This is a genomic window from Pimelobacter simplex (assembly GCF_900114845.1).
Taxonomy (GTDB): Bacteria; Actinomycetota; Actinomycetes; order Propionibacteriales; family Nocardioidaceae; genus Nocardioides; species Nocardioides simplex.
Genome location: NZ_FOUK01000007.1, coordinates 112,356 through 138,193, shown reverse-complemented (window position 1 = coordinate 138,193; position 25,838 = coordinate 112,356). Strand labels below are relative to the sequence as shown.

The following is a 25,838-nucleotide window of genomic DNA, read 5'->3' as shown; positions in this document are numbered from 1 at the left end:
GCGGGCGGCGAATTCTTGAACCCGGCCGACCCTGGAAGAATGGCCGGACCATGTCCGTCGCAGCCGCCGCCCCGCAGCCGGGTCACACCGACCCCGCGATCATCCGCAACTTCTGCATCATCGCGCACATCGACCACGGCAAGTCGACGCTCGCCGACCGGATGCTGCAGCTGACCGGCGTCGTCGGGGAGCGCGAGGCGAAGGCGCAGTACCTCGACCGGATGGACATCGAGCGCGAGCGCGGCATCACGATCAAGTCCCAGGCCGTCCGGATGCCGTGGACGGTGACCGCCGGCAACGAGGCGGGCGCCGAGCCGGGCACCTACGTCCTCAACATGATCGACACCCCGGGTCACGTCGACTTCACCTACGAGGTCTCCCGCTCGCTCCAGGCGTGCGAGGCCGCCGTCCTGCTGGTCGACGCCGCCCAGGGCATCGAGGCCCAGACGCTGGCGAACCTCTACCTCGCCATGGGTGCCGACCTGCACATCATCCCGGTGCTCAACAAGATCGACCTGCCCAGCGCCAACGTCGAGAAGTACGCCCTCGAGCTGGCCAACCTCGTCGGCTGCGAGCCCGAGGACGTGCTGCTCACCTCGGCCAAGACCGGCGTCGGCGTCGAGGCGCTGCTCAACGAGATCGTGAAGTCGGTCCCGGCCCCCGTGGGCGACGCCGCGGCTCCGGCCCGCGCGCTGATCTTCGACTCGGTCTACGACACCTACCGCGGCGTCGTCACGTACGTCCGGGTGGTCGACGGCGAGCTCTCGCACCGCGACAAGATCAAGATGATGTCGACCGGCGCCCTGCACGAGATGCTCGAGGTCGGCGTGATCAGCCCCGAGCCGATGAAGGCCGCCAAGCTCGGCGTCGGCGAGACCGGCTACCTGATCACCGGCGTGAAGGACGTGCGCCAGTCCCGGGTCGGCGACACGGTCACCGTCAACGGACGCCAGGCGGCCGAGCCCCTCGGCGGCTACGAGCACCCCAACCCGATGGTCTTCGCGGGTCTCTACCCGATCGACGGCGACGACTACCCGACGCTGCGCGACGCGCTCGAGAAGCTCCAGCTCAACGACGCCGCCCTCACGTTCGAGCCCGAGACGTCCGGCGCCCTCGGCTTCGGCTTCCGCTGCGGCTTCCTCGGCCTGCTCCACATGGAGATCACCCGCGAGCGGCTCGAGCGCGAGTTCAACCTCGACCTCATCTCGACCGCGCCCAACGTGGTCTACGAGGTGCACATGGAGGACGGCACCGTCCACATCGTCACCAACCCCAGCGAGTACCCCGACGGCAAGATCGCCGAGGTCCGCGAGCCCATCGTCAACGCGACGATCCTGGCGCCGGCCGACTACATCGGCACGATCATGGAGCTGTGCCAGCAGAAGCGCGGCAACCTCCTCGGCATGGACTACCTCTCCGAGGACCGCGTCGAGATGCGCTACACGCTGCCGATGGGCGAGATCGCCTTCGACTTCTTCGACCAGCTCAAGTCCAAGACCAAGGGCTACGCCTCGCTCAACTACGAGCGCTCCGGCGACCAGGCCTCCGACCTGGTCAAGGTCGACATCCTGCTCCAGGGCGAGCCGGTCGACGCCTTCTCCGCGATCGTCCACAAGGACGCCGCCTACTCCTACGGCGTGATGATGGCCGGCAAGCTCAAGGAGCTCATCCCGCGCCAGCAGTTCGAGGTGCCGATCCAGGCCGCCATCGGCGCCCGGGTGATCGCCCGCGAGAACATCCGCGCGATCCGCAAGGACGTCCTTGCCAAGTGCTACGGCGGCGACATCAGCCGCAAGCGCAAGCTGCTCGAGAAGCAGAAGGAAGGCAAGAAGCGGATGAAGATGGTCGGCCGGGTCGAGGTGCCCCAGGAGGCCTTCGTCGCGGCGCTGTCGACCACCGGGCCTGCGGGCGACAAGCCGAAGAAGTAGGTCATCCGGACGCTAGGGCGTCCACACCGCCGCGTCGTGCGCGAACAGCACCCGGCGCGGGTCGAAGGCGAGGATCCGCTCCATCCACGGGCTCGGGAGCGGGAGCGGCGGCTCGTGACCGAGGGCGGTGGCACGGGCGGCGAGGACGTCGGCCGACCACTGCGACGCCGTGTCGTGGGCCTGCCCGGCCAGGACGACGGTGCCGTCGGCGCACTCGACGACGACCGACTGGTGACCGGCCACGTGCCCCGGTGTCGGGACGACGTGCACGCCCGCCGCAAGCTCGGCCTCGCCGTCGAGGAGCTCGTAGCGGGCGCCCGCGAAGTCGACGAGGGCGGGCACCGTGTAGTCGGGCTGGGTGGCGTCGCGGGCGGTCGCGAGCTCGCGGCGCTGGGCGACGATGGGGCGGCCGGCGAAGCGGGGGTTCTCGCCGATGTGGTCGAAGTGGAGGTGGCAGTTGACGACGACGGCGACGTCGTCGGGGGTGAGGCCGGCGGTCGCGAGTGCCGCGTCGATCGGCACCCGGCGCGGGCGGTAGTGCGCCTCGGTCTCGGGGCCGGCGTCGCCGAGGCCGGTGTCGAGCAGCAGGACGCCGGCCGGCGTCCGCACGACGTAGCCGTGGACGGCCTCGACCCGCGGCTGGCCGGTCCCGGTCTCGTCGGCCGGGCGCACGAACGTGCCGAGGTCGAGGCGTCGTACGTCGTCGATCCGCATGACCTGCACCGTACTTCGGTTGCCCCCTGTGCTGGGATGGGCGCGTGCCCGTGACCGTCCCGCCCGAGCTCGACGAGCAGCGCCGCCTCGGTCCCGAGTGGGGCGCATGGCTCGACCGGCTGCCCGCCACCACGCAGTCCGTCCTCGACGACTGGGAGCTGACGCCCGAGGGGGAGAGCTGGCACGGCTTCTGCTCGCTGGTGCTGCCGGTGACGACGGCCGACGGGACGCCGGCGGCGCTCAAGGTCGGCCTCCCCGACGACGAGTCCGAGCACGAGCACCTCGCCCTGCAGCGCTGGCGCGGACGCGGCGCCGTCCGGCTGCTGCGCGCCGACCCGGGCCGCCGCGCGATGCTGCTCGAGCGGCTCGACCGCGAGGACCTCACCGAGACCTGGGACGTCGAGGCGTGCGAGGTGGTCGCGGGCCTCTACGCCGGGCTGCACGTGCCGCCGATGCCGCAGCTGCGCGCCCAGGCGTCGTACGTCGAGGAGTGGGTGGACGCGCTGCGCCGCGACGCCAAGGACGTGCCGATCCCGCGCCGCCTGGTCGACCAGGCGCTGGCACTCGCCGGCGACCTCACCCGCGAGCCGGCCACGGCGGTCATCCACGCCGACCTGCACTACGGCAACGTGCTGCGCGGCCGGCGTGACGGCGAGGACACCTGGCTGGTGATCGACCCCAAGCCGGCCAACGGCGACCCGCACTACGAGCTCGAGCCGATGCTGCGCGACCGGTTCGAGGAGTACGCCGCGCCCGGGGCGCTCGGCTCGGTCCGTGACGGCGTCCGGCGCCGGTTCCACACGCTGGTCGACACCGCGGGGCTCGACGAGGACCGGGCCCGGGACTGGGCGATCGTGCGGTCGGTGCTCAATGCGCACTGGGCGCACGAGGACGCCGTCCGGGCGAACCGGCCGCTCGACGCCGAGGAGCGCGAGCACGTCACCGCGTGCATCACGATCGCCAAGGCGGTGCAGGACTGAGAAGTGAGGGAGAATCCTCGCGTGCCTCACGTCCTCACCATCAGCGTCGGCCGCCCGCAGCCGAAGGAGTGGGCCGGTCTCGGCCGCACCGCCATCGACAAGCGCGCCGTGGCCGGTCCGGTCGCCGTCGAGCCCCTGGGTCTGGCCGGCGACGCCGTCGGCGACACGGAGCACCACGGCGGCCCGGACCAGGCCGTCTCCGCCTACGCCCGCGAGGACCTCGACTTCTGGGAGGCCGAGCTCGGCCTCCCCATCCGGGACGGGCAGTTCGGCGAGAACCTCACGACGTCCGGCCTCGACCTCAACGCCCTCGAGGTCGGGACCCGCCTCCACGTGGGCGATCCGGCCGAGGGCGCGCTCCTCGAGGTCGCGTACGTCCGCACGCCCTGCAACGACTTCAAGGGCTGGATGGGCGAGAGCGGCTTCGACCCGCGCGCCTGGGTGAAGAGGTTCACCGCAGCCGGGCGGCCCGGGCCGTACCTGCGGGTGCTCAAGGCCGGCACGATCACGGCCGGCGACGCCATCGAGGTGGTCCACCGGCCGGGGCACGGGATCACCGTCCGCGACATGTTCGTCGCCCTCAACACCGATCGCAGCCGGCTGCCCGAGCTGCTCGTGATCGAGGGTCTGAGCGCCAAGGCGCGCAAGAAAGCAGAGGAATTCGTCCAGAGGACGGCGCCGCCGCTACCGCCAGTTGAACCAGTGATCTAGGTTACTGGTCAGTCACGCCGGTCTCGGACGAGCATGCAGGAGCGTCATGCCCATCAACCACGACACGAGTTTCCTCGAGCACATGCCGCCGAACTGCGCCGTGCAGTTCCTCGACAGGGTCGACAAGAGCGGTGCCCGCGAGGCGTTCCGCTTCCCTCGGGGGGACGACGCCTGGGAGTCGGTGACCTGGCGCCAGGCCGGGGACCGCGTACGCCGGCTCGCCGCCGGCCTCCTCGCGCTGGGCCTCGAGCCCGAGCAGCGGGTGGGCATCGCGTCGTCCACGCGCTACGAGTGGATCCTCGCCGACCTCGCCATCATGTGCGCCGGCGGCGCCACGACGACGGTCTACCCGTCGACCGGCGGCGACGACACGGCGTACATCCTCGGCGACTCCGAGAGCCGCATCGTCTTCGCCGAGGACGAGTCCCAGCTGGCCAAGCTGCGCGACCACCGGGCCGAGCTGCCCGCGGTCGACAAGGTCGTCGTCTTCGACGCGGGCCTGGCCGACGGCGACTGGATCATCTCGCTCGACCAGCTCGCCGAGCTCGGCGACGCGCACCTGGCCGAGCACCCGACCGCCGTCGAGGACGTCGCGAAGAGCATCGCGCCCGACCAGCTCGCCACGCTGATCTACACCTCCGGCACCACCGGCAAGCCCAAGGGCGTGCGCACGCTGCACCGCGCGTGGGTCTTCGAGGGCGAGGCGATCAAGGTCCAGGACATCCTCCACGAGGACGACCTGCAGTTCCTCTGGCTGCCGATGGCCCACTCGTTCGGCAAGGTGCTGCTCTCGACCCAGCTCGCGTGCGGCTTCGCCACCGCGATCGACGGCCGCGTCGACAAGATCGTCGACAACCTCGGCATCGTGAAGCCCACGTTCATGGGCGCCGCGCCGCGCATCTTCGAGAAGGCGCACGCCCGGATCGTCACCATGCAGGCCGCCGAGGGCGGCGCCAAGGAGAAGATCTTCAAGAAGGCCTTCGAGGTCGGCGTCAAGGTCGACGACCTGAAGCGCGAGGGCAAGTCGGTGCCGCTGCTGCTCAAGCTCCAGCACGGCCTTTTCGACAAGCTGGTCTTCAGCAAGGTCCGCGACCGCTTCGGCGGGCGGGTGAAGTTCTTCATCTCCGGCTCGGCTGCTCTCAACGCCGAGATCGCCGCGTGGTTCCACGCGGCCGGCGTCCTCATCCTCGAGGGCTACGGCATGACCGAGAACGCCGCCGGCGCCACGGTCAACCACCCCGACGCCTACAAGATCGGCAGCGTCGGCCAGGCCTTCCCGGGCACCGAGGTCCGGATCGGCGACGGCGGCGAGGTCCAGCTCAAGGGCCCGCACGTGATGGCCGGCTACCACAACCGGGACGACGCGACCCGCGACGCGCTGACCCCCGACGGCTGGCTGCGCACCGGCGACAAGGGCGAGCTCGACGCCGACGGCTTCCTCACCATCACCGGCCGGATCAAGGAGCTCTTCAAGACCTCCGGCGGCAAGTACATCGCCCCGCCCGCCATCGAGGCCAAGTTCAAGGCGATCTGCCCCTACGTCAGCCAGTTCATGGTCTTCGGCGCCGAGCGCAACTTCGTCTCGGCACTGATCACCCTCGACCCCGACGCGATCGCCGGCTGGGCCGCCGAGAACGGCAAGTCCGGCCAGTCCTACACCGAGCTCGTCAACGACGAGGCGGTCCGGACGATGGTCGGCGAGTACGTCGACGAGCTCAACGGCCAGCTCAACCGCTGGGAGACGGTGAAGAAGTGGAAGCTGCTCGACCACGACCTCTCCATCGAGTCGGGTGAGCTGACGCCGTCGCTCAAGGTGAAGCGCAACGTGGTCGAGGCCAACAACTCCGACCTGATCGCGAGCTTCTACACCGGTTCCTGAGGTCGCCACAGCCACCGCACAGCAAGGGTGGCTTCACTGGCGGCATGAGCGACCACGAGACCGAGACCGAAGAGCACGACCTCGGGCTGTCCCACGACCTGCCGAAGATCATGGCGCGTCGTGGGCTGCTCGGGCTCCTGGGCGGCGTCGGCGCCGCGGTGGCGCTGAGCGCCTGCGGCTCCGACGACACCCAGACCATCAGCACGTCGGCGGACACCGGTGGGCCGTCCGGCCCCGGCGCACCGCCGGCCGGAGGGGCACCCGGCGGCGACAGCGACGTCCAGGTCGCCGAGGGCGAGATCCCCGAGGAGACCGCCGGTCCCTACCCCGGCGACGGCAGCAACGGCCCCAACGTGCTGACCGAGTCCGGCGTCGTGCGCAGCGACCTCACCACCAGCTTCGGGACGGCGTCCGGCGTCGCGGCCGGCGTCCCGACGACGGTCAAGCTCAAGGTCTACGACCTCAACGGCGACGCCGTCACCCCGCTGGCCGGGGCGGCGATCTACCTGTGGCACTGCGACCGCGAGGGCCGCTACTCGATGTACGACGACGCGATCGCCGACGAGAACTACCTGCGCGGCGTCCAGGAGGCCGATGCCGACGGCAACCTGACCTTCACCACGATCTTCCCGGCCTGCTACGCCGGTCGCTGGCCGCACATGCACTTCGAGGTCTACGAGAGCCTGGCCGCGGCGACCAGCGCCGAGAACAAGCTGCGCACCTCGCAGCTCGCGCTGCCCCAGGACGTCTGCGACGAGGTCTACGCGACCGACGGCTACGAGCAGAGCGTCACGAACCTCGGCCAGCTCAGCCTCGACAGCGACGGGATCTTCAGCGACGGGTACTCCCTCCAGCTCGCCAAGGTGACGGGCTCGGTCGAGGACGGGTACACGGTGAGCCTGAACGTGCCGGTCTGAGGTCCCGCAGCACGGGAGTGCTCAGGGCGCCCTCAGGAACGCCGGGTTCGATGGCGCCATGACGCACGAGCACGACCACGACCTCGGACTCCGCCACGACCTGCCGCGGATCGTCCGCACCGGACGCCGCGGGCTGCTCGGCCTTGCCGGCGGCGTGGGCGCGCTCGCCGTCGCGGGCTGCGCCGCGGACGACCGGCCCGCGGCGTCCGCGCCGTCGTCCACGCCGAGCCCGAGCTCGAGCCCGCCGCCGAGCGCCACCGCGACCGCGACCGCGACCCGGCACCCGATCGACCCGAAGGCCGGCGAGATCCCCGAGGAGACCCAGGGTCCCTTCCCTGCCAACGGCAGCAACGGCCCCGACGTGCTCACCGAGGCGGGCGTCGTGCGTCGCGACATCCGGGGCAGCTTCGGGCGCGCGTCCGGGGTGGCCCAGGGCGTCCCGGTGACGCTGCGGATGCGGATCTTCGACCTGGCCGGCACCGACGTGACGCCATTGGCGGGCGCGGCGGTCTACGCCTGGCAGTGCGACCGGGAGGGGCGCTACTCGCTCTACAACGACGGCGCGCGCGACGAGAACTACCTGCGCGGTGTCCAGGAGGCCGGGGCCGACGGCAGCCTGGAGTTCCTGACCGTCTTCCCGGGCTGCTACCCGCAGCGCTGGCCGCACATCCACTTCGAGGTCTACGAGAGCCTCGGCCACGCCACCCGCGGCGCGTCCCCGAAGCTGCGCACCAGCCAGCTCGCGTTCCCGGCCGACGTGTCCGCGGCCGTCTACGCCTCGCCCGGCTACGGCGCGAGCGTGCCGAACTTCGAGGCGATCTCGCTCGACTCCGACAGCGTCTTCCGCGACGGCCACTCGCTGCAGATGGTGACGATGACCGGCTCGGTCGCCGACGGGTACGTCGCGACCCTCAACGTGCCGGTGTAGCCGCCGGGCTGGGAGACTGGGCAGATGCCGTCCGCACTGCCCGAAGGCGATCCCGCCCCCGCCGACGGGTCGCTCCCGCCGGCCGCGCTCGCCGAGCTCGGCCGGCGTCCGTTCGAGGTCTACGTGCACGTGCCGTTCTGCCGGGTGCGCTGCGGCTACTGCGACTTCAACACCTACACGGCCGAGGAGCTCGGCCCCGGCGTCACCCGGGCGTCGTACGCCGAGCAGGCGGTCGCCGAGGTCCGGCTCGCCCGCCGGGTGCTCGGCGACGTCGACCGCCCGGTCGAGACCGTCTTCCTCGGCGGCGGCACGCCGACGCTGCTCCCGCCCGACGACCTCGGCCGGATCGTCCGGGCCATCGACGACGAGCTCGGCCTGGCCCCCGGGGCGGAGGTGACGACCGAGGCCAACCCGGACTCGGTCGACCTCGGCTACCTCGAGCGGCTGCGCGAGGCGGGCTTCACCCGGGTCTCCTTCGGCATGCAGTCGGCGGTGCCGCACGTCCTGGCCGTGCTCGACCGGACCCACGACCCGGAGCGGGTGCCCGGCGTCGTCGAGGCGGCACGGGCGGCCGGCTTCGAGCAGATCAGCCTCGACCTCATCTACGGGACGCCGGGGGAGAGCGCGGCCGACTGGGAGACCACGCTCGACGCCGCCCTCGCGTGCGCGCCGGACCACGTGTCGGCGTACTCGCTGATCGTCGAGGACGGCACCGCGCTCGCCCGCCGGGTGCGCCGCGGCGAGCTGCCGATGCCCGACGACGACGACCTGGCCGACAAGTACCTCCAGGCCGACGAGCGCTTCGCGGCCGCCGGTCTCGGCTGGTACGAGGTCTCCAACTGGGCGCGCGACGACGCCGCCCGCTGCCGGCACAACATCGGCTACTGGACCGGCGCGGACTGGTGGGGGATCGGCCCCGGCGCCCACTCCCACGTCGGCGGCGTGCGCTGGTGGAACGTCAAGCACCCCAAGGCGTACGCGGCCCGGCTGGGCGAGGGGGTCAGCCCCGCGCAGGCGCGCGAGGTCCTCGACGCCGAGACCCGGCGCGTCGAGCGGGTGCTGCTCGAGGTGCGGCTGCGCGACGGCCTGCCGGTCACGGCGCTCGACGCGCCGGGCCGGGCCGAGCTGGAGGCGCTGGTCGCCGACGAACTGGTCGAGGACCGGGCCGACCGCCTCGTGCTGACCCGGCGGGGCCGGCTCCTGGCCGACGGCGTCGTCCACCGCCTGCTGGCCTGACCCCCGTCGTACCGGACAAAATGGTCGTGATCGTGCCGGTTTCACGACCATTTCGTCCGGTACGACGTGGACCACGAACGGCGTCAACCTGAATATCACTTAAATCTAGTGTTACACTCGACTTTATGAAGAAGTCGGGACCCCTGATCGGCTACGTGCCGGGCGCCTTCGACCTGTTCCACATCGGTCACCTCAACGCGCTGCGCCAGGCGCGGCCGTGGTGTGACGTGCTGGTGGCGGGTGTGGTGGCCGACGAGGTATGCCGCGAGACCAAGGGCGTCGTCCCGACCGTGCCGCTCGAGGAGCGGCTCGAGATCGTCGAGGCGATCGGCATCGTGGACGCCGTCTACGCCGAGGTCACCGCCGACAAGACCGACTCGTGGCGCGACGTCGGCTTCCACCGGATCTTCAAGGGCGACGACTGGGAGGGCACGGCGAAGGGACGCCGGCTCGAGGAGCAGATGGCCGCGCTCGGCGTCGAGGTGACCTACTTCCCCTACACGCTGCAGACCTCCTCGACCGCGCTGCGCAAGGCGCTCGCGAGCCGCGGGGCGTCATGACCGTCGCCGTTTCTGACGACGGCCTGCTGGTTCCCCCGGGCGAGAGCCCCCTCGTGGTCGAGATCGACGGCCACTACGTGTGGTCGCTCACGCCCGTGCGCGACGGGGCGCCGGCGGCCGGGGGAGTTCTCGTGCCGTGGCCCGGTGTGCTCCGGCCCTACCTCAGCGGGCGGGGGCGGGTCCGGGTGACCGACCCGACCGGCTCCGCCGTCCTGTACGACGACGAGGTCGGCCTCGGTGCCGGCAGCGGCGAGCTGGCCGTGGTCGACCGGGCAGGGCACCGGCTCAGCGTCGACAAGGTCGGGCACCTGGCGCGCTCGTTCGCCGACACCGACGAGCAGGTGCGCGAGGAGATCCTCGCCGGCACCCGCCGCGCGATCGACGACCTGCGCGAGCACGCCGGCGTGGCGGCGTACCTCAACTACGGGGCGCTGCTCGGCGCGGTCCGCGAGGGCCGGATGCTGGCGCACGACTCCGACACCGACCTCTGCTACCTGTCCGAGCACACCAGCCCGGCCGACATCGTCGCCGAGTCCTACCGGATCACGCGGGCGATGCGGGCGCAGGGCTGGCGGCTGCTGCGGATGTCCGGCGGCGACGTCAAGCTGCTGCTGCCGCTCTCGGACGGCCGGGTCTGCCATATCGACGTCTTCGCGGCCTTCCACGTGAACGGCACGTTCTTCCAGCTCGGCAACCGCAGCGGCGACCTGCCGCGCTCGGCGATCGAGCCGTTCTCGACCATCGAGCTGCACGGCCACGAGTTCCCCGTGCCGCGCGACCCGGAGGCGATGCTCGCGTTCCTCTACGGGCCGCAGTGGCGCACGCCCGACCCGTCGTTCCGGTACGCCGACCCGCCGGCCGGCGTCCGCCGCCTCGACGGCTGGCTGCGCGGCTTCCGCACCGAGATGGGGCGCTGGACCGAGCTCTACAACGGCCCGCGGCGCTCCGCCGTGCCGGCCGGGCCGTCGTCCTTCGCGGAGTGGGTGGCGCCGCAGCTCGGCGACGGGCGCGCGGTGCTCGACGTCGGCACCGGGACCGGCCGGGACGCGCTGTGGTTCGCGCGGCAGGGTCGTCGTACGGGGGCGGTGGACTTCTCCCGGGGCAGCCTGGGCGTGGTCCGGCGCCGGGCGAAGCGCCGCGGGCTGGAGGTCGAGGTCGACCAGCTGATCCTCGGCGAGCTGCGCTCGACGCTCGCCCACGGCACCCGGCTCGCCCGCGACCCGCACGACCTCTACGCCCGCCACCTCGTCGGCTGCCTCGACACGGCTGCCCTCGACCAGCTCTGGCTGCTGTCCCGGATGGCGCTGCGCCCCAGCGGCGGCCGGCTCTTCCTCGAGCTCGCCGCCGGTGAGCCGGGACCGTCCGACGGACTGGTCCGCCGGGTGCCTGTCGACGTCGTGCGCGCGGGCATCGAGGCCTCCGGCGGCGTCGTCGAGCACCTGACCGTGGGACCCGGCGACGACATGTTCGACCTGCCCGACCCGGCCGTGTGCCGGATCCGCGCCGCCTGGCCGGCGCCCGACTCCCAGGAGAAGCGATGACGACGACCGAGCTGGCCCACCGCGTCCGCGCCAAGATCCGCGAGCGCGGAACGCTGCGCGAGCGGGTGCGCGTGCTGGAGGCCGAGGTGCAGGAGAACCGTCAGCTCAACCGGCGGATCGCCGAGCTGACCGACGTCGTCACCGAGCTGCTGATCCCGCTCGAGGCGCGCGACCAGGAGCGGGTCGACGAGGTGCTGGGGCGGTTCCGGACCGGCCTCTAGCCGGACCGACCACGGTCGCAAGCACGGCGACCGCCGCGGCGAACCGCGCGGGCGGGTGCGCGGCATAGCTGAGCACCAGTCCGGGCGGCCCCGGTCGCCCGCGGTGCACGCTGAGCGGCTGGACCAGCACGCCGGCGTCGCGGGCTCTCGCGGCGACCTGCTCGTCGTCCAGGTGCTCGGGCAGCAGGACGACGACGTGCAGCCCGGCGGCGATGCCGGTCACCCGCAGGCCCGGCAGGTGCTCGTGGATCGCAGAGACGGCGGCGTCCCGGCGGGTCCGGTGCCGCCCGCGCATGGTGCGCAGGTGCCGCTCGAGCGCGCCCGAGCGCAGCAGCTCGGCCAGGACCAGCTGGGGAACGGCGGGGGAGCCGAGGTCGGTGGCCCAGCGGCGCTCGACGAGGCGGTCGTGCAGCCGCCGCGGCGGGATCAGCCAGCCCAGGCGCAGCGCGGGGGCGAGCGTCTTGGACAGGCTCGCGACATAGGCGACGTGGTCGGGCGCGAGCGGCTGCAGGGCGCGGACCGGCCGGCGGTCGTAGCGGTACTCGGCGTCGTAGTCGTCCTCGACCACCAGGCGCCGCTCGCCCTCCTGGGCCCAGGCGACCAGCGCGCGCCGGCGCTCGGGGGAGAGCACCACGCCGGTCGGGTAGTGGTGCGCCGGGGTGACCACGACCGCGTCGGTCGCCTGGCGGCGCAGGTCGGCCACGTCGAGCCCGTCGTCGTCGACGGCGACATGGGTGACCTCGGGCAGCCAGTAGTCGAGGATGCGCCGGTTTCCCTGGGCGCCGGGATCCTCCACGCCGATCGTCGTGTGCCCCTCCTCGAGCAGGACGGGCGCGAGCAGGCTGAGCGCGCCGGTGACGCCGGCGGTGACGATCACGTCGTCGGGTGCGGCGTGGACCCCGCGGGAGCGGGCCAGCCATGCGCTGAGGGCGGTCCGCAGCGCCGGGGCGCCGGCGACCGGCGGGTAGCCGAGGTCGGCGCGCGAGGCGCCGTCGAGGACGACGCGCTCGGCGCGCAGCCAGGCCGCCCGGGGGAAGGCGCCGAGGTCGGGGACGCCGGTGGCGAGGTCGACCGGCTCCGAGGACGGCTCGGTGGACGGCACCCGGGCCGGGGCCGTGGAGCGGGCCGGCGCCGGGGGCCGCGGCGGTGCGGCCGAGACGACGGTTCCCGCGCCGACGCGAGCGGTGACGAGCGCCTCCTCGGCCAGGCGCCGGTAGACCTCGGTGACGGTGTTGCGGGCCAGGCCCAGCTCGGCGGCCAGGGTGCGGGTCGCGGGCAGCGGCGTCCCGGGCGGGAGCGCGCCGCGGTCGATGGCGTCACGCAGCCGGTCGGCCAGCCAGTCGGTGCGCCGGCCTCGGGGGACGCCGGAGGCGTCGAGGAGGAGGAAGCCGTGGCCGGACATTGGACCAATGTAATCGGCGTCGAATGGGCCTGACCAGTAGGCCATTGGCCCGGCACGATCGAGGCGTGACGCGTCCCGCACCTGCCGCCGCCCGCACCGGTCCCGCTGGTCCCGCCGGCCTCGCCCGCCTGCTCTGGCCCGGGCTCGCCGCGATGGTCCTGCTGGGCAGCAGCGTCGCGGTGATCGACGCGACCGGCGAGCTGCCGGTGCTCGGGCTGCAGGCCCTCCGCTACCTCGTCGCGACGGTCGCGATCGTGCTGCTCGCCCGGCTGCTGCGGGTCCGGCTCGTGCGCCCGAGCCGCCCGGACGCCGTCTGGATCGCCGGCGGCGCGGCCTGCGGCCTGGTCGGCTTCAACCTGGCCACGATCGTGGGCACCCGGCACGCTGAGCCGGCGCTGCTCGGGGCGGCGGTGGCGTGCATCCCGATCGTGCTCGCGGTCGCCGGACCGCTCGCGGTCGGGGACCGTCCCGCGCCGCGCGTCGTGCTGGGCGCGGCGGTCGTCACCGTCGGGGCGGTCGCGGTGACCGGCGCGGGACGCGGAGACGCGGTGGGCATCGCGATGGCCGCGCTGCTCGTCGTCTGCGAGGCGGGGCTGACCCTGTGCGGCGCCCGGGTGCTCCACCGGCTGGGGCCGTGGACCTACTCCGCGGCGACCTGCGCCGTCGCCGCAGTGGTCTTCGCGGTGCTGTCGGCGGCGACCGAGCTGCCGGAGGCGGGCGCCCTCGTCGAGCCCGTGGCGCTGGCCGCGACCGTCTACCTGGGCGCGATCGCCACGGCCGTCGCCTTCGTCCTGTGGTTCGTCGGACTCGGCCGGACCGGGCCGGGCGCGGCCGGGCTGTGCGCCGGTGCCGCGGCTCCGGCGGCCGCACTGCTCGCGGTGGCGCTCGGCGGCCCGGCGCCGTCGTACGGGACCTGGGTGGGCATCGGCGTCATCGCCGCCGGCCTCGGGATCGGGTTCGGCCGGGCCTCAGCCGACGGTGACGAAGTCGATGAGCTCCTCGACCCGGCCGAGCAGCGCGGGGTCGAGGTCCTGGAAGCCGCGGACGCCGCCGAGGATGTGCTTCCACGCCCGGGCGATGTCGGCCTGGTCGCGGTGCGGCCAGCCGAGCTGCTGGCAGGTGCCCTTCTTCCAGTCGATGCCCTTGGGCACCTTCGGCCAGGCCTGGAAGCCGAGCCGCTCCGGCTTGACCGCCTGCCAGATGTCGATGAACGGGTGGCCGACGATGAGGACGTCCTTGCCGACGTCCGACTTCATGATGTTCTGCGCGATCCGGCTCTCCTTGGAGCCGGGGACCAGGTGGTCGACGAGGACGCCGACCCGCCGGTTCGGCGCGGGCTTGAAGTGCCGTAGGTGGTCGGCGAGGTCGTCGACGCCGCCGAGGTACTCCACGACCACGCCCTCGATCCGCAGGTCGTCGCCCCAGACCTTCTCGACCAGCTCGGCGTCGTGCCGGCCCTCGACGAAGATCCGGCTCGCCCGGGCCACCCGCGCCTTCGCGTCGTGGACGGCGATCGAGCCGCTGGCGGTGCGGGTCGGCTTGACCGGACCGGCGTTCGTGACGGGCGGCACCAGGATGACCGGCTTGCCCTCGAGCAGGAAGCCGGTGCCGAGCGGGAACGTGCGCCGCTTGCGGCGCCGGTCCTCGAGGGTCACCGTGTCGAGGTCGCGGTCGACGGCGACGATCTCGCCGCACCAGTCGGTGGTGACCTCCTCGACCACCAGGCCGAGGTCGGCGGACGTCTCGACCGCCCGGCCCCGCTTGGGCACCTTCCAGTCGCCTGACAGCACGTCGGTCCCGTAGCGATCCACGACGGACCACCTTAGGCGGAGCCGGCCTCCACGTCGGGGTGGGACACGCGGTGCGCCGGCCTCAGGCCCGCCCGGACCGCGGCGACGGCGTCCGGGTGGACGCGGGTGAGCAGGAGCAGGTCGCCGCGCTGGGTGACCCCGACCGTGTTGACCAGGCTGTTGCCGACCCCGAGCACCACGCCGCCGACGGTGAGCCCGAGGAAGGCGGCCGAGTGCGGGACGCCGGCGACCGACGTCCAGCAGGCCAGGATCACGCCGACCAGGCCGAGCAGGAGGGCGGCCCGGCGGATGCTCCGCCAGCGATCCCAGTGCCGGTGCAGGAAGGGCACCTCGACCCGGTAGCGCCGCGCCGCCATCGCGCTGGCCCACAGCCAGCCGACGATGGTGACGATGATCAGCACGTTGACCCAGGGCGGGGTGGTGCTGCCCCGGAGGACGACGAACTCGCGCGTCCGGACGCCCGTCTTCACGCACACCTCGCCCGGGACGACGACGACGTCGGTGCCCACGCGACCGATCACGACCGCTGCCATGGGCGCAGCCTAGGCGGGTCCGGGCGCGCGCGGGCCGATTCAGACGAGCGGCAGCCGGCGCGGCGTGCGCGGCACCTGCGCGTAGCCGCGCGGGATCGCGTGGTGCAGCGCGTCGGCCGGGTAGGGCCATTCGGCGGAGGCGAGCGCCTCGGCCTCGGGCACCCCGCGGGTGGCGAGGTCGCGGATCGTCTCGGCCACCGTGCGCAGCTCGTCGCACTGGTCCTCGACGAAGCGCCGGTCGACCACCTTCCCGTGCCCCGGTACGACGACCGTGCGCGACGTCGTCATGCCCAGCGCGAGGTCGAGCGTGGCCGGCCAGTCGAGCGGGTAGGAGTCCCGGCCCAGCGCCGGCGGCGCCGACTCCTCGACCAGGTCGCCCGCGAGGAGGACGTCGGCGTCCGGCACCCGGACGACGAGGTCGCCCGCCGTGTGCCCGCGGCCCAGGTGGACGAGCTCGAGCTGGCGGTCGCCGAGGTCGATCACGGCGGCGCTGGCGAACGTCGTGTCGGCGGGGGGCGCGGCCGGGTCGGTGCGGGCGGCGGCCTCCTCGGTGGCGTGGACCGGGATGCCGTCGTACTGGTCGCGGAAGGTGCCGTTGCCCAGCACGTGGTCGAAGTGGTCGTGGGTGTTGACCACCGCCACCACCCGCCCGGCGCCGAGGTCGCCGATCGCGGCGATCGCCGCCCGCGCCTCCGCGGCGCTCGCCAGCGTGTCGACCACCACGAGCCCGCGCTCGCCCCCGACGACGACCAGGTTGACGTCGTACGAGGGGACGCGGCGGACCCAGACCCGGTCGGCTACCTCGGTGAATGCGGGCACGAGCCCACCGTAGCCGCGAAGGAGCACGAACCGGCGCGCGAAGGAGCACGAACCGGCGTACGAGGGAGCATGAACCGGCACCGACTCCCGGACCGCGGAGATCTCGGCCGCCGGTTCGTGTCACTTCGCCCGCCGGAACGTGCTCCTTCGCGGGTCAGCAGAGGCCGGAGTGGAGCTCGGAGCGCAGGAGCTCGCCGAGCTCGTGGGTGGAGGTGGCGGGGTGGGGGAAGCGGAGCTCGGTCAGGTGGGCGCCGGTGGGGTCGACCCACTGGAGGGTGACGCCGTCGGGGCGCAGGCCGGTGAGGTGGACGCCGAGCACCTCGCCGAGGCGGGTCTGGGTGAGGCCGGCGACGGCGCGGCGCAGCTCGTCCTGGTGGCACAGGTTGGCGTGCTCGGTGGAGCGCTGGAGGAAGCCGCGGTTGAGCTCGTGGTCGGGGGACGTGAAGGCGCCCAGCGGCACCCGGATCCGGACGGCGTCCGGCGCGCCGGGCGCCGCGGACGGCAGCCCGGTGCGGGTGAGGAGCACGAAGTCGAGGTGCAGCGCGATCCGCATCCGGACCTCGTCGCAGCACTCGCACTGCTCGAGACCGGAGGCCTCGAGCCGCCCGGAGAGGGTCAGGGTGGCGTCGCGGTCGGGGGAGCCGTCGGGGCCCAGGCCGCTGCCGAGGGTGAGCAGGGCGCCCCGCCGGTCGGTGGCGGCGATGGCGAGCGCGGAGCCGGCCGGGCAGCTGAAGACGGGGCGGCCGCCGTGGTCCTGCATCTCGAGGCGGTCGTCGTCGAGGCCGGCGGTGACGTCGTCGATGCCATCGACGACCAGCTGGACGTCGCGCGGGCAGGCGAGGATGCTGCGCGCCGCCGCGGCGAGCCGCTGGGCGTCGAGCCGGGTGGTCTCGGTGTGCGTCCCGGGGTCGAGGGTCACGTGCCGCTCCTTCGCCGTCGTTCGTGGTTGCTTAGGTGAGCCTAACCTACGCAACCGCCTGGAGGCCAGGGTCCGTCCTTTCGTGGACGGCGGCGGTAGCATTGGCACTCACTGCGGTGGAGTGCCAAGTGGTGCACCCGAGCGACGGATCCAGGGAGGTGGCATGCAGGAGGAGCGCAGGCTCGCCGTGCTGCGTGCGATCGTCGAGGACTACGTGGCGACCGAGGAGCCGGTCGGCTCCAAGACGCTCGTCGAGCGCCACCACCTCAACGTGTCGCCGGCGACGATCCGCAACGACATGGCCGCGCTGGAGGAGGAGGGCTACCTCCACCAGCCGCACACGAGCGCGGGCCGGGTGCCGACCGACAAGGGCTACCGGCTCTTCGTCGACCGGCTCTCCACGGTCAAGCCGACCACCTCGGCCGAGCGGCGGGCGATCGCGAGCTTCCTCGACGGCGCCGTCGACCTCGACGACGTCGTGCACCGCTCGGTCCGGCTGCTGGCCCAGCTGACCCGCCAGGTCGCCGTCGTCCAGTACCCCTCGCTGTCGCGCTCCACGGTGCGCCACGTCGAGATCGTCGCGCTCACCCCCACCCGGCTGCTGCTGGTGCTGATCCTCAGCTCCGGCCGGGTCGAGCAGCGCGTGGTCGAGCTCGAGGCGGCCCTCGCCGACGACGAGCTCGCCGCCCTGCGCTCCCGGATCAACCTCGCCGCCACCGGCGAGGTGATCGCCGACGCCGCCACCGCGCTCGACGCGCTCGTGCGCCCGGCCGACGACGACGAGCGCGCCCCGGCCCCCTCCGCCGCGGCGCTCGCCGTCGTCGAGGCGCTGGTCGAGGCGATGAGCGACCACCGCTCCGACGAGCGCGTGATCGTGGGCGGCACGGCCAACCTCGCCCGCTTCGGCGACAGCTTCGAGACGTCGGTGCGCCCGCTGCTCGAGGCGATCGAGGAGCACGTCGTGCTGCTCAAGCTGCTGGGCGAGGCGACGAGCGGCGGTGCGGTCACGGTGCGCATCGGCGCCGAGGGGCCCTTCGAGGAGCTGGCCTCGACCAGCGTCGTCGCCACCGGCTACGGCCCCGACGACGCGCTGGCGGCGCTCGGCATCGTCGGCCCCACCCGCATGGACTATCCCGGAACGATGGCGGCGGTGCGCGCGGTCGCGCGCTACGTCTCCCGCATCCTCGACGAGAGCTGAGAGAGCAACCCACGTGAGCCACGACCCGTACGAGCTGCTGGGTGTCGACCGCGAGGCCGACGCCGACACCATCAAGAAGGCCTACCGCAAGCTGGCCCGGCAGCTGCACCCCGACGTCAACCCCGACCCCGAGAGCCAGGAGCGGTTCAAGCAGGTCACCGCGGCCTACGAGGTCCTCTCCGACCCGCAGAAGCGGGCGGCGTTCGACCGCGGCGGCGACATGTTCGGCGGCGCCGGCTTCGGCGGCCAGGGCGCGGGCTTCTCGTTCACCGACATCATGGACGCCTTCTTCGGCGGCGCCGGGGGCGGCCAGCAGGCCGGACGCGGTCCCCGTCCGCGGGTGCGCCGCGGCCAGGACGCGCTGATCCGGCTCGAGGTCGAGCTGGCCGAGGCCGCGTTCGGCGTCTCGCGCGAGCTCAAGGTCGACACCGCGGTGCGCTGCTCGACCTGCAGCGGCGAGGGCACCGCGCCGGGCACCCACCCGGTGCCCTGCGAGACCTGCCACGGCATGGGCGAGGTCGCCCACGTGCAGCGCTCGTTCCTCGGCGAGATCCGCACGCTGCGCCCCTGCGCGGCCTGCCGCGGCTTCGGCACGATCATCCCCGACCCGTGCCGCGAGTGCGCGGGCGACGGCCGGGTCCGCTCGCGCCGCACCCTCACCGTCAAGATCCCGGCCGGCGTCGACAACGGCACCCGGGTCCAGCTCAGCGAGCAGGGCGAGGTCGGCCCCGGTGGCGGCCCCGCCGGCGACCTCTACGTCGAGATCCACGTCGCGCCCCACGAGATGTTCGAGCGCCACGGCAACGACCTGCACTGCACGGTCTCGGTCCCCATGACCGCCGCCGCCCTCGGGACGACGCTGCACCTGCCCACGCTCGAGGCCGACCTCGAGAGCGGCGCCGACTCCGGCGTCGAGACCTCGTTCGAGCTCGGCGTCCCGCCCGGCACCCAGTCCGGCCACCAGGTCGTGCTGCGCGGCCGCGGCGTGCCCGGGCTGCGCGGCGGGCGCGGCGACCTCGCCGTCACCGTGGCCGTCGAGACCCCCTCGCGGCTCGACCCGCGCCAGGAGGAGCTGCTCCGCGAGCTCGCCGCGATCCGTGGCGAGGAGCAGCCGACCGGCGACGTCCGGCCCCCGCACAAGTCCGTCTTCGGCCGCCTGCGCGACGCGTTCACCGCCCACTGAGCCCGGGCGCCCGATGACGCTCCCGCAGCACCTGGTGCCCTCGCTGGAGTCCGTGCGCGCCGGTGACGAGGTGCTCGTCGACGGCGACGAGGCCCACCACGCGGTCGTCGTGCGGCGGCTGCGGGTGGGTGAGGGGCTCCAGCTCGCCGACGGCTGGGGCCGGGTCGCGACCGCCGAGGTGAGCGCGACCACCAAGCGCTCCTTCACCGCGCGGGTCACCGACGTGACCGACCACGCCGAGCCGCGGCCGCGGGTGACCGTCGTCCAGGCGCTGCCCAAGGGCGAGCGGGGCGAGCTCGCCGTCGAGGTGCTCACCGAGATCGGCGTCGCCCGGATCGTCCCCTGGGCGGCCGCGCGCAGCGTCGCGGTCTGGAAGGGCGAGCGCGCCGCGAAGTCCCTCGCCAAGTGGCAGGCCACCGCCCGCGAGGCCGCCAAGCAGTCCCGCCGCGCCTGGCACCCCCAGGTGGTCCCGCTGGCGACCACCGACGAGGTCGCCGCGCTCGTCGGCGAGGCCGACGTCGCCATCGTCCTGCACGAGGACGCCGCCGAGCCGCTCGGCGCGCTCGCGCTGCCCGACGACGGCGAGCTGCTGGTCGTCGTCGGCCCCGAGGGCGGGCTGACCGACGACGAGGTGGCCCGCCTGGTCGATGTCGGCGCCGTGTCGGTCCGGCTGGGCACCGAGGTGCTCCGCACCTCGACCGCCGGAGTGGCCGCCGTCGCCGCGCTGCTGGTCCGGACGCCGCGCTGGGGCGACTGAGCGCTCAGCGCGCGAGCAGTGCCTCGACCCGCGCGATCTCGTCGTCCAGGTCGGCCCGCTCGGTGCGGCTGAGCTCGCGGACCATCTCGACCACGACGACCCGGCCCTCCTCGGCCCGCCAGAGCCCGGTGAACCAGCCGTCGACGTGGATCGACATGGCCTGGGCGCCGTTGACACCCATCCACAGCCGCCGGTGCTCGGGTGCCATCACCCGGTCGCGGGAGGCGTGCGAGAGCCACAGGTTGTCGTAGGTGCCGAACAGGCGGACCGGTGCCGGGGCGTCCTCGTCGGCGACCGGCGCGTCCGGGACGTCGTAGAGCGCCTTGCCGTCGTCGTCCTCGTGGACGACGAGGTCGTCCATCGCCTTGACCACCGGGCCCAGGCGGGTGATTCCCGACCAGGCCGTGACGTCGGCCGCGGTGCCGGGACCGTAGGCGCGCAGGAACCTGCGTACCAGCGCGGGCACGTCGGGCTCGGCCAGCGGGAGGCCGGTCCAGCGGTCGGCGAGGTCGTAGGCGACCGCCGTCGAGCCGGACGGCTTCCAGCAGCCGCGCGGCGGGAGCTGGGCGAGCACCTCCGCGACCCGGGCGACCTGGCCCAGCTGGGTGGCGGTGTAGTCCGGGAAGCGCTCGGCCAGGGCGGCGCCGAGCCGGCGCTGGGGGAGCGGACCGTCGGCAAGGACCTCGTGGACCGCCGCCGAGAACGCGGCGCGGTCGACCTCACGGGCCGACCCGATGGTCTGGCTCGCCCTGATCTCGCGCTCGCGGACCGGCGCGGCCCAGACCGGCAGGGTCACCGCGTCGTCCGGCAGGTGCAGGTGGACGGTGTCGCGCAGGCTGAGCACCCGCACGAGCGAGCGGTCCTCGATCGCCGCGCTCACCGCGTGAGGGTCGAGGTCGTCGAGCCGCGCCGCCAGCGACAGGTACGGCGGCAGCGACTCCTGCGCCTGGAGCCCGACCAGGTGCCCGACCATCTCCGCCGGGCTCAGCGCGACCCGCTCCAGCAGGTGCTGGCGCAGGAGAAGGGTCCGGTTGAGCCGGGCGCGGGAGAACCTCACGTCAGGTCACTTCACGGTGATCCGCTTGGTGTCCTCGGTGGGGCCGCCGCCCTCGCCGTCCGACGGGTCGTCGGTGCGGGCGATGAACGTGTACTGGCCCGGGGGGAGCGCGCTGACGTCGACCTTCGTCGACCACGGGTAGAGCTTGTCGGCCCAGCCCTCGGCGGTGGTGAAGCCCTGCTGGACGACCTTGCCGGTGGCGTCCTGGATCTCCCACGGCACGGTCGCCTCGAACGAGCTGGCCCGGCCCTCGGCGGTGAACTTCCCGTCGACGGCGGTGCCCTCGGCGGGCTCGGTGACGTTGACCAGCGCGAGCACGTCGAGCTCCGGCGCGGCGGTGAGACCCTTCGACGCGTCGACGCCGAGCAGCGTGGGGGCGGGCTTGCCGTCCTGCTGGACCTGGACCGGCAGCCGCGCGCCCGCGGTGCCCTGCAGCGTGTAGACGAGCTGCTGGACGGCGAGCCGGGCCTGGGCCGGCTTGAGCGAGCCGGGCTGCAGCCACGAGGCGTCCGGCACCTCGACGACGATCGCGTCGGCCGTCTGGGTGACCGACGCGAACCGGCCGCCGGGCCAGCTCGTCCGGTAGTCGGGGTCGACGGGCTTGCCGCTGGTCACCGAGGCGGCGGCCGCGACGAGCCGGTCCGCGCCCGAGATCTGGGTGAACTCGCGGTAGAGCCGGTCGCCCTGGGGGGTCTTGCCGACGTAGTAGACCGGGATCGCGCTCGGGTCGGGCGCGCCCGGGTCGGTGCTGGGGGAGCCGGTCTCGGTCCCCTCGGTCGCCGCGGGCGAGCTGGCGGGCGCGCTGGAGGACGGCGTCGCCGGCTTGTCGGCCGCGGGCTCGTCGTCGCCGCAGCCGGCGAGCAGGCCGAGCGCGAGCACGGCGCCGCCGAGCGTGGCGAGGGTGCGGGGAAGGGCGGAGGTCATGACGACGATCCTTTCGTGATCCTCGGTGATGTCAGCGGAGGACGAAGCTCCGCGTGTCGACCGCGCCGGAGACGTCGGGGTCGTCGTGGTCGGGCCAGACGACGATGCGGTAGCGCCCGCGGGGGAGCGCGGAGACGTCGAGCGTCATCTGCCAGGCCTGCGCGTCGACGGCCGTCGTCCCGGCGAGCTGGGTCGCACCGCTCGCGTCCTCCAGCTGCCAGGACACCCTGCTGACGGCCTCGGCGGCGACCGGGGTGACCTGCCCCCGCACCGCGAGCGCGGCGCCGACCTCGAGCCCCTCGACGGGGTCGTTGAGGTTGACCGGCGCCTCGACCCGCGTGTTGCGGACGGCGGGGAGCTCGACCGGCCGGCCGAGCAGCCGGGCGACCGGCGTCCCGGCGCGCTCGAAGGCGACCGGCAGCGGCCGGCCGACGGCGGCGTCGGCGGTGTGCACCGCCTGCTGGACGGCGAGCGTGGCCAGGTCGGGGGAGACGCCGGCGGGCGCGTCGAGCGCGACCGCGCCGACCTGGACCGTGATGGCGGTGTCGTCCACGCTGACCGCGGTGAACGAGCCGTCGGGCCAGCCGGTGGCGTAGTCGCCGTCGACCGGGCCGGCGTCGACCTCCATCTGCTGGAGGGCGTCGAGCGCGCGGACGGCGACGTCGTCCGAGGCGGGCAGCGGCTGGAACTCTCGGAACAGCCGGGGGCCGAGCGTCGTCGAGGAGACGAAGTAGACGGCGCCGGGGTACTCGGCGGGTCCGGAGGCGACCGGGGCGTCGCGGTCGTCGCGGAAGTCGGTGGCCAGGGCGGTGATGGCGACCACGGCGGCGGTCGCCGTCCCCGCGCCGAGGACGACGAGGAGGGGGCGGCGCCGGCTGCGGCGCGGCCGCTGGGACGTCCGGCGGCGGATCTCACCGAGCCGGTCGGCCGGGTCGACGTCGGCGACGGCGTCGGAGAACAGGGCGCGCAGCTGGGCGTCCTCGTCGGCGCTCATCGGTCGCCTCCCTTCAGGTCGCGGGCTTCGAGCAGGGGACGCAGCGTGGCCGACCCGCGCGAGGCATGGCTCTTGACCGCGCCGCGGCTGATCCCGAGCGTCTCGGCGATCTCGGCCTCGGACAGGTCGAGGTAGTAGCGCAGCACGAGGACCTCGCGCTGTCGGCGGGGCAGCCGCTGCAGGGCGTCGAGGACGAGCCGGCGCCGGCTGTCGGCGAGCACCGGCTCGTCGGCCGCGGGCGCCAGGTCGACGACGTGCTGGCGGGCGAGGTGGCGCTGGACGACGCCGCGGTGGCGCAGTGCGGACCGGGACCGGTTGACCACCGTCTGGCGCAGGTACGCCGGCGCCCGCTCCGGGTCGTCAAGGCGGCCCCAGCGCCGGTGCAGCTCGACGAAGGCGTCCTGGGCGATCTCCTCGGCCTGCCCTGGGTCCCGCACGAGCAGCACCGAGAGCCGGACCAGGTGGTGCCAGTGCTCCAGGTAGAGCTGCTCGATCGCCAGGTCGGCATCAGTCACCACGGGTCGCTCCGCCCCGGCAGGGAGGGAGGGAGCGCCGAGCACCGCATGGATCGTCACGGTAGTTCCACGCGCCACACCGCGTGCCGGTTGACACGCATCTCGGTGCTGCGACGCAGGTCACCCGGCGCGGGCGACCTCGGGCTCGGCCAGCTGCGCGAGGTAGAGGTCCCGCAGCCGCCGCCGGGCCCGGTGCGCGACCGCCGAGACGGCCGCCGCGTCGCAGCCCAGCACGGGCGCCAGCTCGCGGGGGCGCCGTCCCTCGACCTCGAGGGCCCACAGCACCTGCTGCTGGCGCGGCGTGAGCGCGCGGAAGGCGCGGCTGAGCAGGTCGCCCTCGTGCACCCAGGTGAGGTCCGGCTCGACGCCGTCGCGGCCCTCGAGCAGCCGCGGCACGTCCGCCACCACCGAGCGGGCGCGCACGTAGGCCCGGCGCAGCGCGCGGTTGCGCGCGCTCGCGATGAGGTACGAGCGCACGCCGTACGACGGGCCGCCGCCGCTGCGCAGCACGCCCAGGAGGCCCAGGTAGGCCTCGGCGACGGCGTCCTCCTCCTCGCCCGGCACGATCGAGCGGGCCACCCGCAGCAGCACCGCCCGGTGCCGCCGGAACAGCTCCTCGAACGCCTCCTCGGCGTCCACGCCCCGGCGGACCCGGTCGGCGAGCTTCTCGTCCGTCAGTTCATCGATCCCCATGATCTGTCCCCTCCGTCGTTGAGGAGAGGAGGCTAGGTAGCGGGATTTCACATTCCACCCGACTCGATGTGATGCCACGATGACCGCATGGGAGTCGGGACCGGGGACCTGCAGACCACGTTCGCCGACGCGCTCGGCGCCGCGATGGAGCGGCGCGGCGCCACGCTCACCCACCTGCGCGACCGCCTCGCCGACCGCGGCCACCCGGTGTCGCTGACCGCGCTGTCGTACTGGCGCTCGGGCCAGCGCGAGCCGGAGCGATCGGCGTCGCTCGAGGCGATCCCCGAGCTGGAGGCCCTGCTGGGGCTCGAGCAGGGCGCGCTGAGCCGCCGGCTCTCCGGCCGGATGCGCCGGCGGGTGGGGGCGGTCGAGCCCTTCGACGAGCTGCTCGGCGACCCCGCCGTCGACGCCGTGATCGGCGAGGAGGACGTCTGCCGGGTCTCGTCGCACCTGGTCGTCGACGTCGGGGCGCAGGGCGAGATCCAGCGTGCCCGGGTGCGCCAGGTCCTCGTCGCCGACCGCGAGGGCGTCGACGGCGTCACGCTCTTCGTCGGCCCGGACGTCGGCACCCAGGAGAACGACATCGTCATGGAGGCCGTCGCCGGCTGCTCGATCGAGGAGATCAGCGACCTCGAGAACGGCATCCGCGGCAGCCGCCTCGTCTTCGAGCGCCCCCTGGCCCTCGGCGAGTCGACGATCACCGAGATCGAGGCCCGGCGCGCCCACGGGCTCGACCTCGAGACGGACTACGCGCTGGCCGCCGAGCAGCGCCTGGAGGAGGCCCTCGTCTGGGTCCGCTTCCACCCGGACAAGGTGCCGAGCCGGTGCTGGGTCTACTTCCAGGAGGGCGGCCTGCGCCACGCCTGGCCCGTGGACCTCGACGGCGGGCGCAGCGTGCACTACCGGCAGACCGCCTTCGGGCCCGGGTACCTGGGCGTGCGCTGGGAGTGGTGAGCCCGGGGAGCGGCGCACCCTGGGAGTGGTGAGCGCGGCCGGTGGCACGCCCTAGGCTGGACGCCGTGACTGCCGATCCGGACTGCCTCTTCTGCAAGATCGTCGCCGGCGACATCCCCGGCGACATCGTCCACACGGGCGAGCGCACCCTCGCCTTCCGCGACATCAACCCGCAGGCGCCGCTGCACGTGCTCGTCGTCCCGCGCGACCACGAGCCGAACGCCGCCGCCTCGGCCCACGCCGACCCGGAGATGTTCGCCGAGATCGCGACCACCGCGCGCGCCGTCGCCACCGCCGAGGGGTACGACGACTACCGCCTCGTCTTCAACACCGGCGCCGGCGTCGGCCAGACCGTCTTCCACACGCACTGCCACGTGCTGGCAGGCCGGCCGATGACCTGGCCGCCGGGCTGAGCGGGCTCGTCACATACGGCAGTTTCACCGCCTAGGCGGTGAAACTGCCGT

At 73.7% G+C, this 25,838-nt stretch carries 27 protein-coding genes and 1 pseudogene; 16 read left to right on the top strand and 12 right to left on the bottom strand.

What is annotated here, in order from left to right:
* Positions 1–50 precede the first annotated feature (50 nt).
* A complete protein-coding gene (lepA, locus tag BM223_RS24935; protein ID WP_038680061.1) occupies positions 51–1,928 on the top strand; it encodes a translation elongation factor 4 in 1,878 nt (625 codons plus the stop codon).
* Between the two features lie 12 nt (positions 1,929–1,940).
* Here lepA and BM223_RS24930 read toward each other — a convergent pair whose 3' ends face one another.
* Positions 1,941–2,642, bottom strand: a complete 702-nt coding sequence (locus tag BM223_RS24930; RefSeq protein WP_038680059.1) for an N-acyl homoserine lactonase family protein — start codon at positions 2,640–2,642, stop codon at positions 1,941–1,943.
* Positions 2,643–2,686: 44 nt separating this feature from the next.
* Here BM223_RS24930 and BM223_RS24925 point away from each other — a divergent pair, with 44 nt between their 5' ends.
* From BM223_RS24925 to BM223_RS24885, 9 genes are all read left to right on the top strand, one after another.
* Positions 2,687–3,622: an aminoglycoside phosphotransferase family protein gene (locus BM223_RS24925; protein WP_235318945.1), complete on the top strand. Its 936-nt coding sequence runs from the start codon at positions 2,687–2,689 to the stop codon at positions 3,620–3,622.
* A 21-nt stretch (positions 3,623–3,643) separates the two neighbouring features.
* Positions 3,644–4,333, top strand: a complete 690-nt coding sequence (locus BM223_RS24920; protein WP_038680057.1) for an MOSC domain-containing protein — start codon at positions 3,644–3,646, stop codon at positions 4,331–4,333.
* Between the two features lie 46 nt (positions 4,334–4,379).
* Positions 4,380–6,212, top strand: a complete 1,833-nt coding sequence (locus BM223_RS24915) for an AMP-dependent synthetase/ligase (protein ID WP_038680056.1) — start codon at positions 4,380–4,382, stop codon at positions 6,210–6,212.
* Positions 6,213–6,256: 44 nt separating this feature from the next.
* Positions 6,257–7,129, top strand: a complete 873-nt coding sequence (locus tag BM223_RS24910; protein ID WP_038680054.1) for an intradiol ring-cleavage dioxygenase — start codon at positions 6,257–6,259, stop codon at positions 7,127–7,129.
* A 58-nt stretch (positions 7,130–7,187) separates the two neighbouring features.
* Positions 7,188–8,057, top strand: a complete 870-nt coding sequence (locus BM223_RS24905) for a dioxygenase family protein (protein WP_038680052.1) — start codon at positions 7,188–7,190, stop codon at positions 8,055–8,057.
* Between the two features lie 24 nt (positions 8,058–8,081).
* Positions 8,082–9,293, top strand: a complete 1,212-nt coding sequence (gene hemW / locus BM223_RS24900) for a radical SAM family heme chaperone HemW (protein ID WP_038680050.1) — start codon at positions 8,082–8,084, stop codon at positions 9,291–9,293.
* Positions 9,294–9,418: 125 nt separating this feature from the next.
* Complete coding sequence (locus BM223_RS24895) at positions 9,419–9,853, top strand: FAD synthase family protein (RefSeq protein WP_038680048.1); 435 nt, start codon at positions 9,419–9,421, stop codon at positions 9,851–9,853.
* Entirely contained in the window at positions 9,850–11,394 is a 1,545-nt protein-coding gene (locus BM223_RS24890) for a methyltransferase domain-containing protein (RefSeq protein ID WP_038680047.1), read from the top strand. The genes BM223_RS24895 and BM223_RS24890 overlap by 4 nt, the downstream gene beginning before the upstream one ends.
* Positions 11,391–11,615, top strand: coding sequence for a DUF6752 domain-containing protein (locus BM223_RS24885; protein WP_141267479.1), 225 nt, complete (start codon positions 11,391–11,393; stop codon positions 11,613–11,615). Before BM223_RS24890 ends, BM223_RS24885 begins: the two co-directional genes overlap by 4 nt.
* Here BM223_RS24885 and pdxR read toward each other — a convergent pair.
* Together pdxR and BM223_RS30275 are read right to left on the bottom strand one after the other, a co-directional pair.
* The gene (gene pdxR, locus BM223_RS24880; protein WP_052138812.1) at positions 11,533–13,017 is read right to left on the bottom strand and encodes a MocR-like pyridoxine biosynthesis transcription factor PdxR; all 1,485 of its coding nucleotides are present in this window, start codon (positions 13,015–13,017) and stop codon (positions 11,533–11,535) included. The genes BM223_RS24885 and pdxR overlap by 83 nt on opposite strands.
* A gap of 229 nt (positions 13,018–13,246) precedes the next feature.
* On the bottom strand, positions 13,247–13,573 hold the full coding sequence (locus tag BM223_RS30275) for a hypothetical protein (RefSeq protein ID WP_052138811.1): 327 nt from the start codon (positions 13,571–13,573) through the stop codon (positions 13,247–13,249).
* Positions 13,574–13,577: 4 nt separating this feature from the next.
* Between BM223_RS30275 and BM223_RS30270 the strand changes: the two are divergent.
* Positions 13,578–13,904: pseudogene (locus BM223_RS30270) on the top strand (EamA family transporter); the annotation flags it as partial.
* A gap of 81 nt (positions 13,905–13,985) precedes the next feature.
* Here the strand turns inward: BM223_RS30270 and BM223_RS24870 are convergent.
* From BM223_RS24870 to BM223_RS24855, 4 genes are all read right to left on the bottom strand, one after another.
* Positions 13,986–14,828 (bottom strand): DUF3097 domain-containing protein, encoded by an 843-nt coding sequence (locus BM223_RS24870; protein ID WP_038680044.1) that lies wholly within the window; start codon positions 14,826–14,828, stop codon positions 13,986–13,988.
* 11 nt (positions 14,829–14,839) lie between these two features.
* Complete coding sequence (locus BM223_RS24865; protein WP_038680042.1) at positions 14,840–15,361, bottom strand: hypothetical protein; 522 nt, start codon at positions 15,359–15,361, stop codon at positions 14,840–14,842.
* Positions 15,362–15,400: 39 nt separating this feature from the next.
* On the bottom strand, positions 15,401–16,180 hold the full coding sequence (locus tag BM223_RS24860) for an MBL fold metallo-hydrolase (protein WP_038680040.1): 780 nt from the start codon (positions 16,178–16,180) through the stop codon (positions 15,401–15,403).
* A gap of 154 nt (positions 16,181–16,334) precedes the next feature.
* Positions 16,335–17,099: a hypothetical protein gene (locus BM223_RS24855; RefSeq protein ID WP_038680038.1), complete on the bottom strand. Its 765-nt coding sequence runs from the start codon at positions 17,097–17,099 to the stop codon at positions 16,335–16,337.
* 163 nt (positions 17,100–17,262) lie between these two features.
* On the opposite strand from BM223_RS24855, the gene hrcA reads away from it, so the two are divergent.
* From hrcA to BM223_RS24840, 3 genes are read left to right on the top strand one after another with little or no spacing between them, the layout of a single operon-like run.
* Positions 17,263–18,297 (top strand): heat-inducible transcriptional repressor HrcA, encoded by a 1,035-nt coding sequence (hrcA, locus tag BM223_RS24850; RefSeq protein ID WP_038680036.1) that lies wholly within the window; start codon positions 17,263–17,265, stop codon positions 18,295–18,297.
* A 13-nt stretch (positions 18,298–18,310) separates the two neighbouring features.
* Positions 18,311–19,480 (top strand): molecular chaperone DnaJ, encoded by a 1,170-nt coding sequence (dnaJ, locus tag BM223_RS24845; RefSeq protein WP_038680034.1) that lies wholly within the window; start codon positions 18,311–18,313, stop codon positions 19,478–19,480.
* A gap of 13 nt (positions 19,481–19,493) precedes the next feature.
* Positions 19,494–20,237 (top strand): 16S rRNA (uracil(1498)-N(3))-methyltransferase, encoded by a 744-nt coding sequence (locus BM223_RS24840; RefSeq protein ID WP_038680033.1) that lies wholly within the window; start codon positions 19,494–19,496, stop codon positions 20,235–20,237.
* Between the two features lie 4 nt (positions 20,238–20,241).
* Here the strand turns inward: BM223_RS24840 and BM223_RS24835 are convergent, their stop codons facing one another.
* The 5 genes from BM223_RS24835 to BM223_RS24815 all read right to left on the bottom strand — a co-directional run bounded on the left by BM223_RS24835 (position 20,242) and on the right by BM223_RS24815 (position 24,420).
* Entirely contained in the window at positions 20,242–21,294 is a 1,053-nt protein-coding gene (locus tag BM223_RS24835) for a winged helix DNA-binding domain-containing protein (protein ID WP_038680030.1), read from the bottom strand.
* Between the two features lie 6 nt (positions 21,295–21,300).
* Positions 21,301–22,218, bottom strand: a complete 918-nt coding sequence (locus tag BM223_RS24830; protein WP_038680028.1) for a Gmad2 immunoglobulin-like domain-containing protein — start codon at positions 22,216–22,218, stop codon at positions 21,301–21,303.
* A 31-nt stretch (positions 22,219–22,249) separates the two neighbouring features.
* Positions 22,250–23,212: a hypothetical protein gene (locus BM223_RS24825; RefSeq protein WP_038680026.1), complete on the bottom strand. Its 963-nt coding sequence runs from the start codon at positions 23,210–23,212 to the stop codon at positions 22,250–22,252.
* On the bottom strand, positions 23,209–23,727 hold the full coding sequence (locus BM223_RS24820; RefSeq protein WP_244895487.1) for a SigE family RNA polymerase sigma factor: 519 nt from the start codon (positions 23,725–23,727) through the stop codon (positions 23,209–23,211). Before BM223_RS24820 ends, BM223_RS24825 begins: the two co-directional genes overlap by 4 nt.
* Positions 23,728–23,847: 120 nt before the next feature.
* The gene (locus BM223_RS24815; protein WP_052138810.1) at positions 23,848–24,420 is read right to left on the bottom strand and encodes an RNA polymerase sigma factor; all 573 of its coding nucleotides are present in this window, start codon (positions 24,418–24,420) and stop codon (positions 23,848–23,850) included.
* Between the two features lie 87 nt (positions 24,421–24,507).
* Between BM223_RS24815 and BM223_RS24810 the strand changes: the two genes are divergently transcribed.
* Entirely contained in the window at positions 24,508–25,374 is an 867-nt protein-coding gene (locus tag BM223_RS24810; RefSeq protein ID WP_038680022.1) for a hypothetical protein, read from the top strand.
* A gap of 65 nt (positions 25,375–25,439) precedes the next feature.
* Entirely contained in the window at positions 25,440–25,787 is a 348-nt protein-coding gene (locus BM223_RS24805; RefSeq protein ID WP_038680020.1) for an HIT domain-containing protein, read from the top strand.
* The last annotated feature ends 51 nt before the right edge of the window (positions 25,788–25,838 follow it).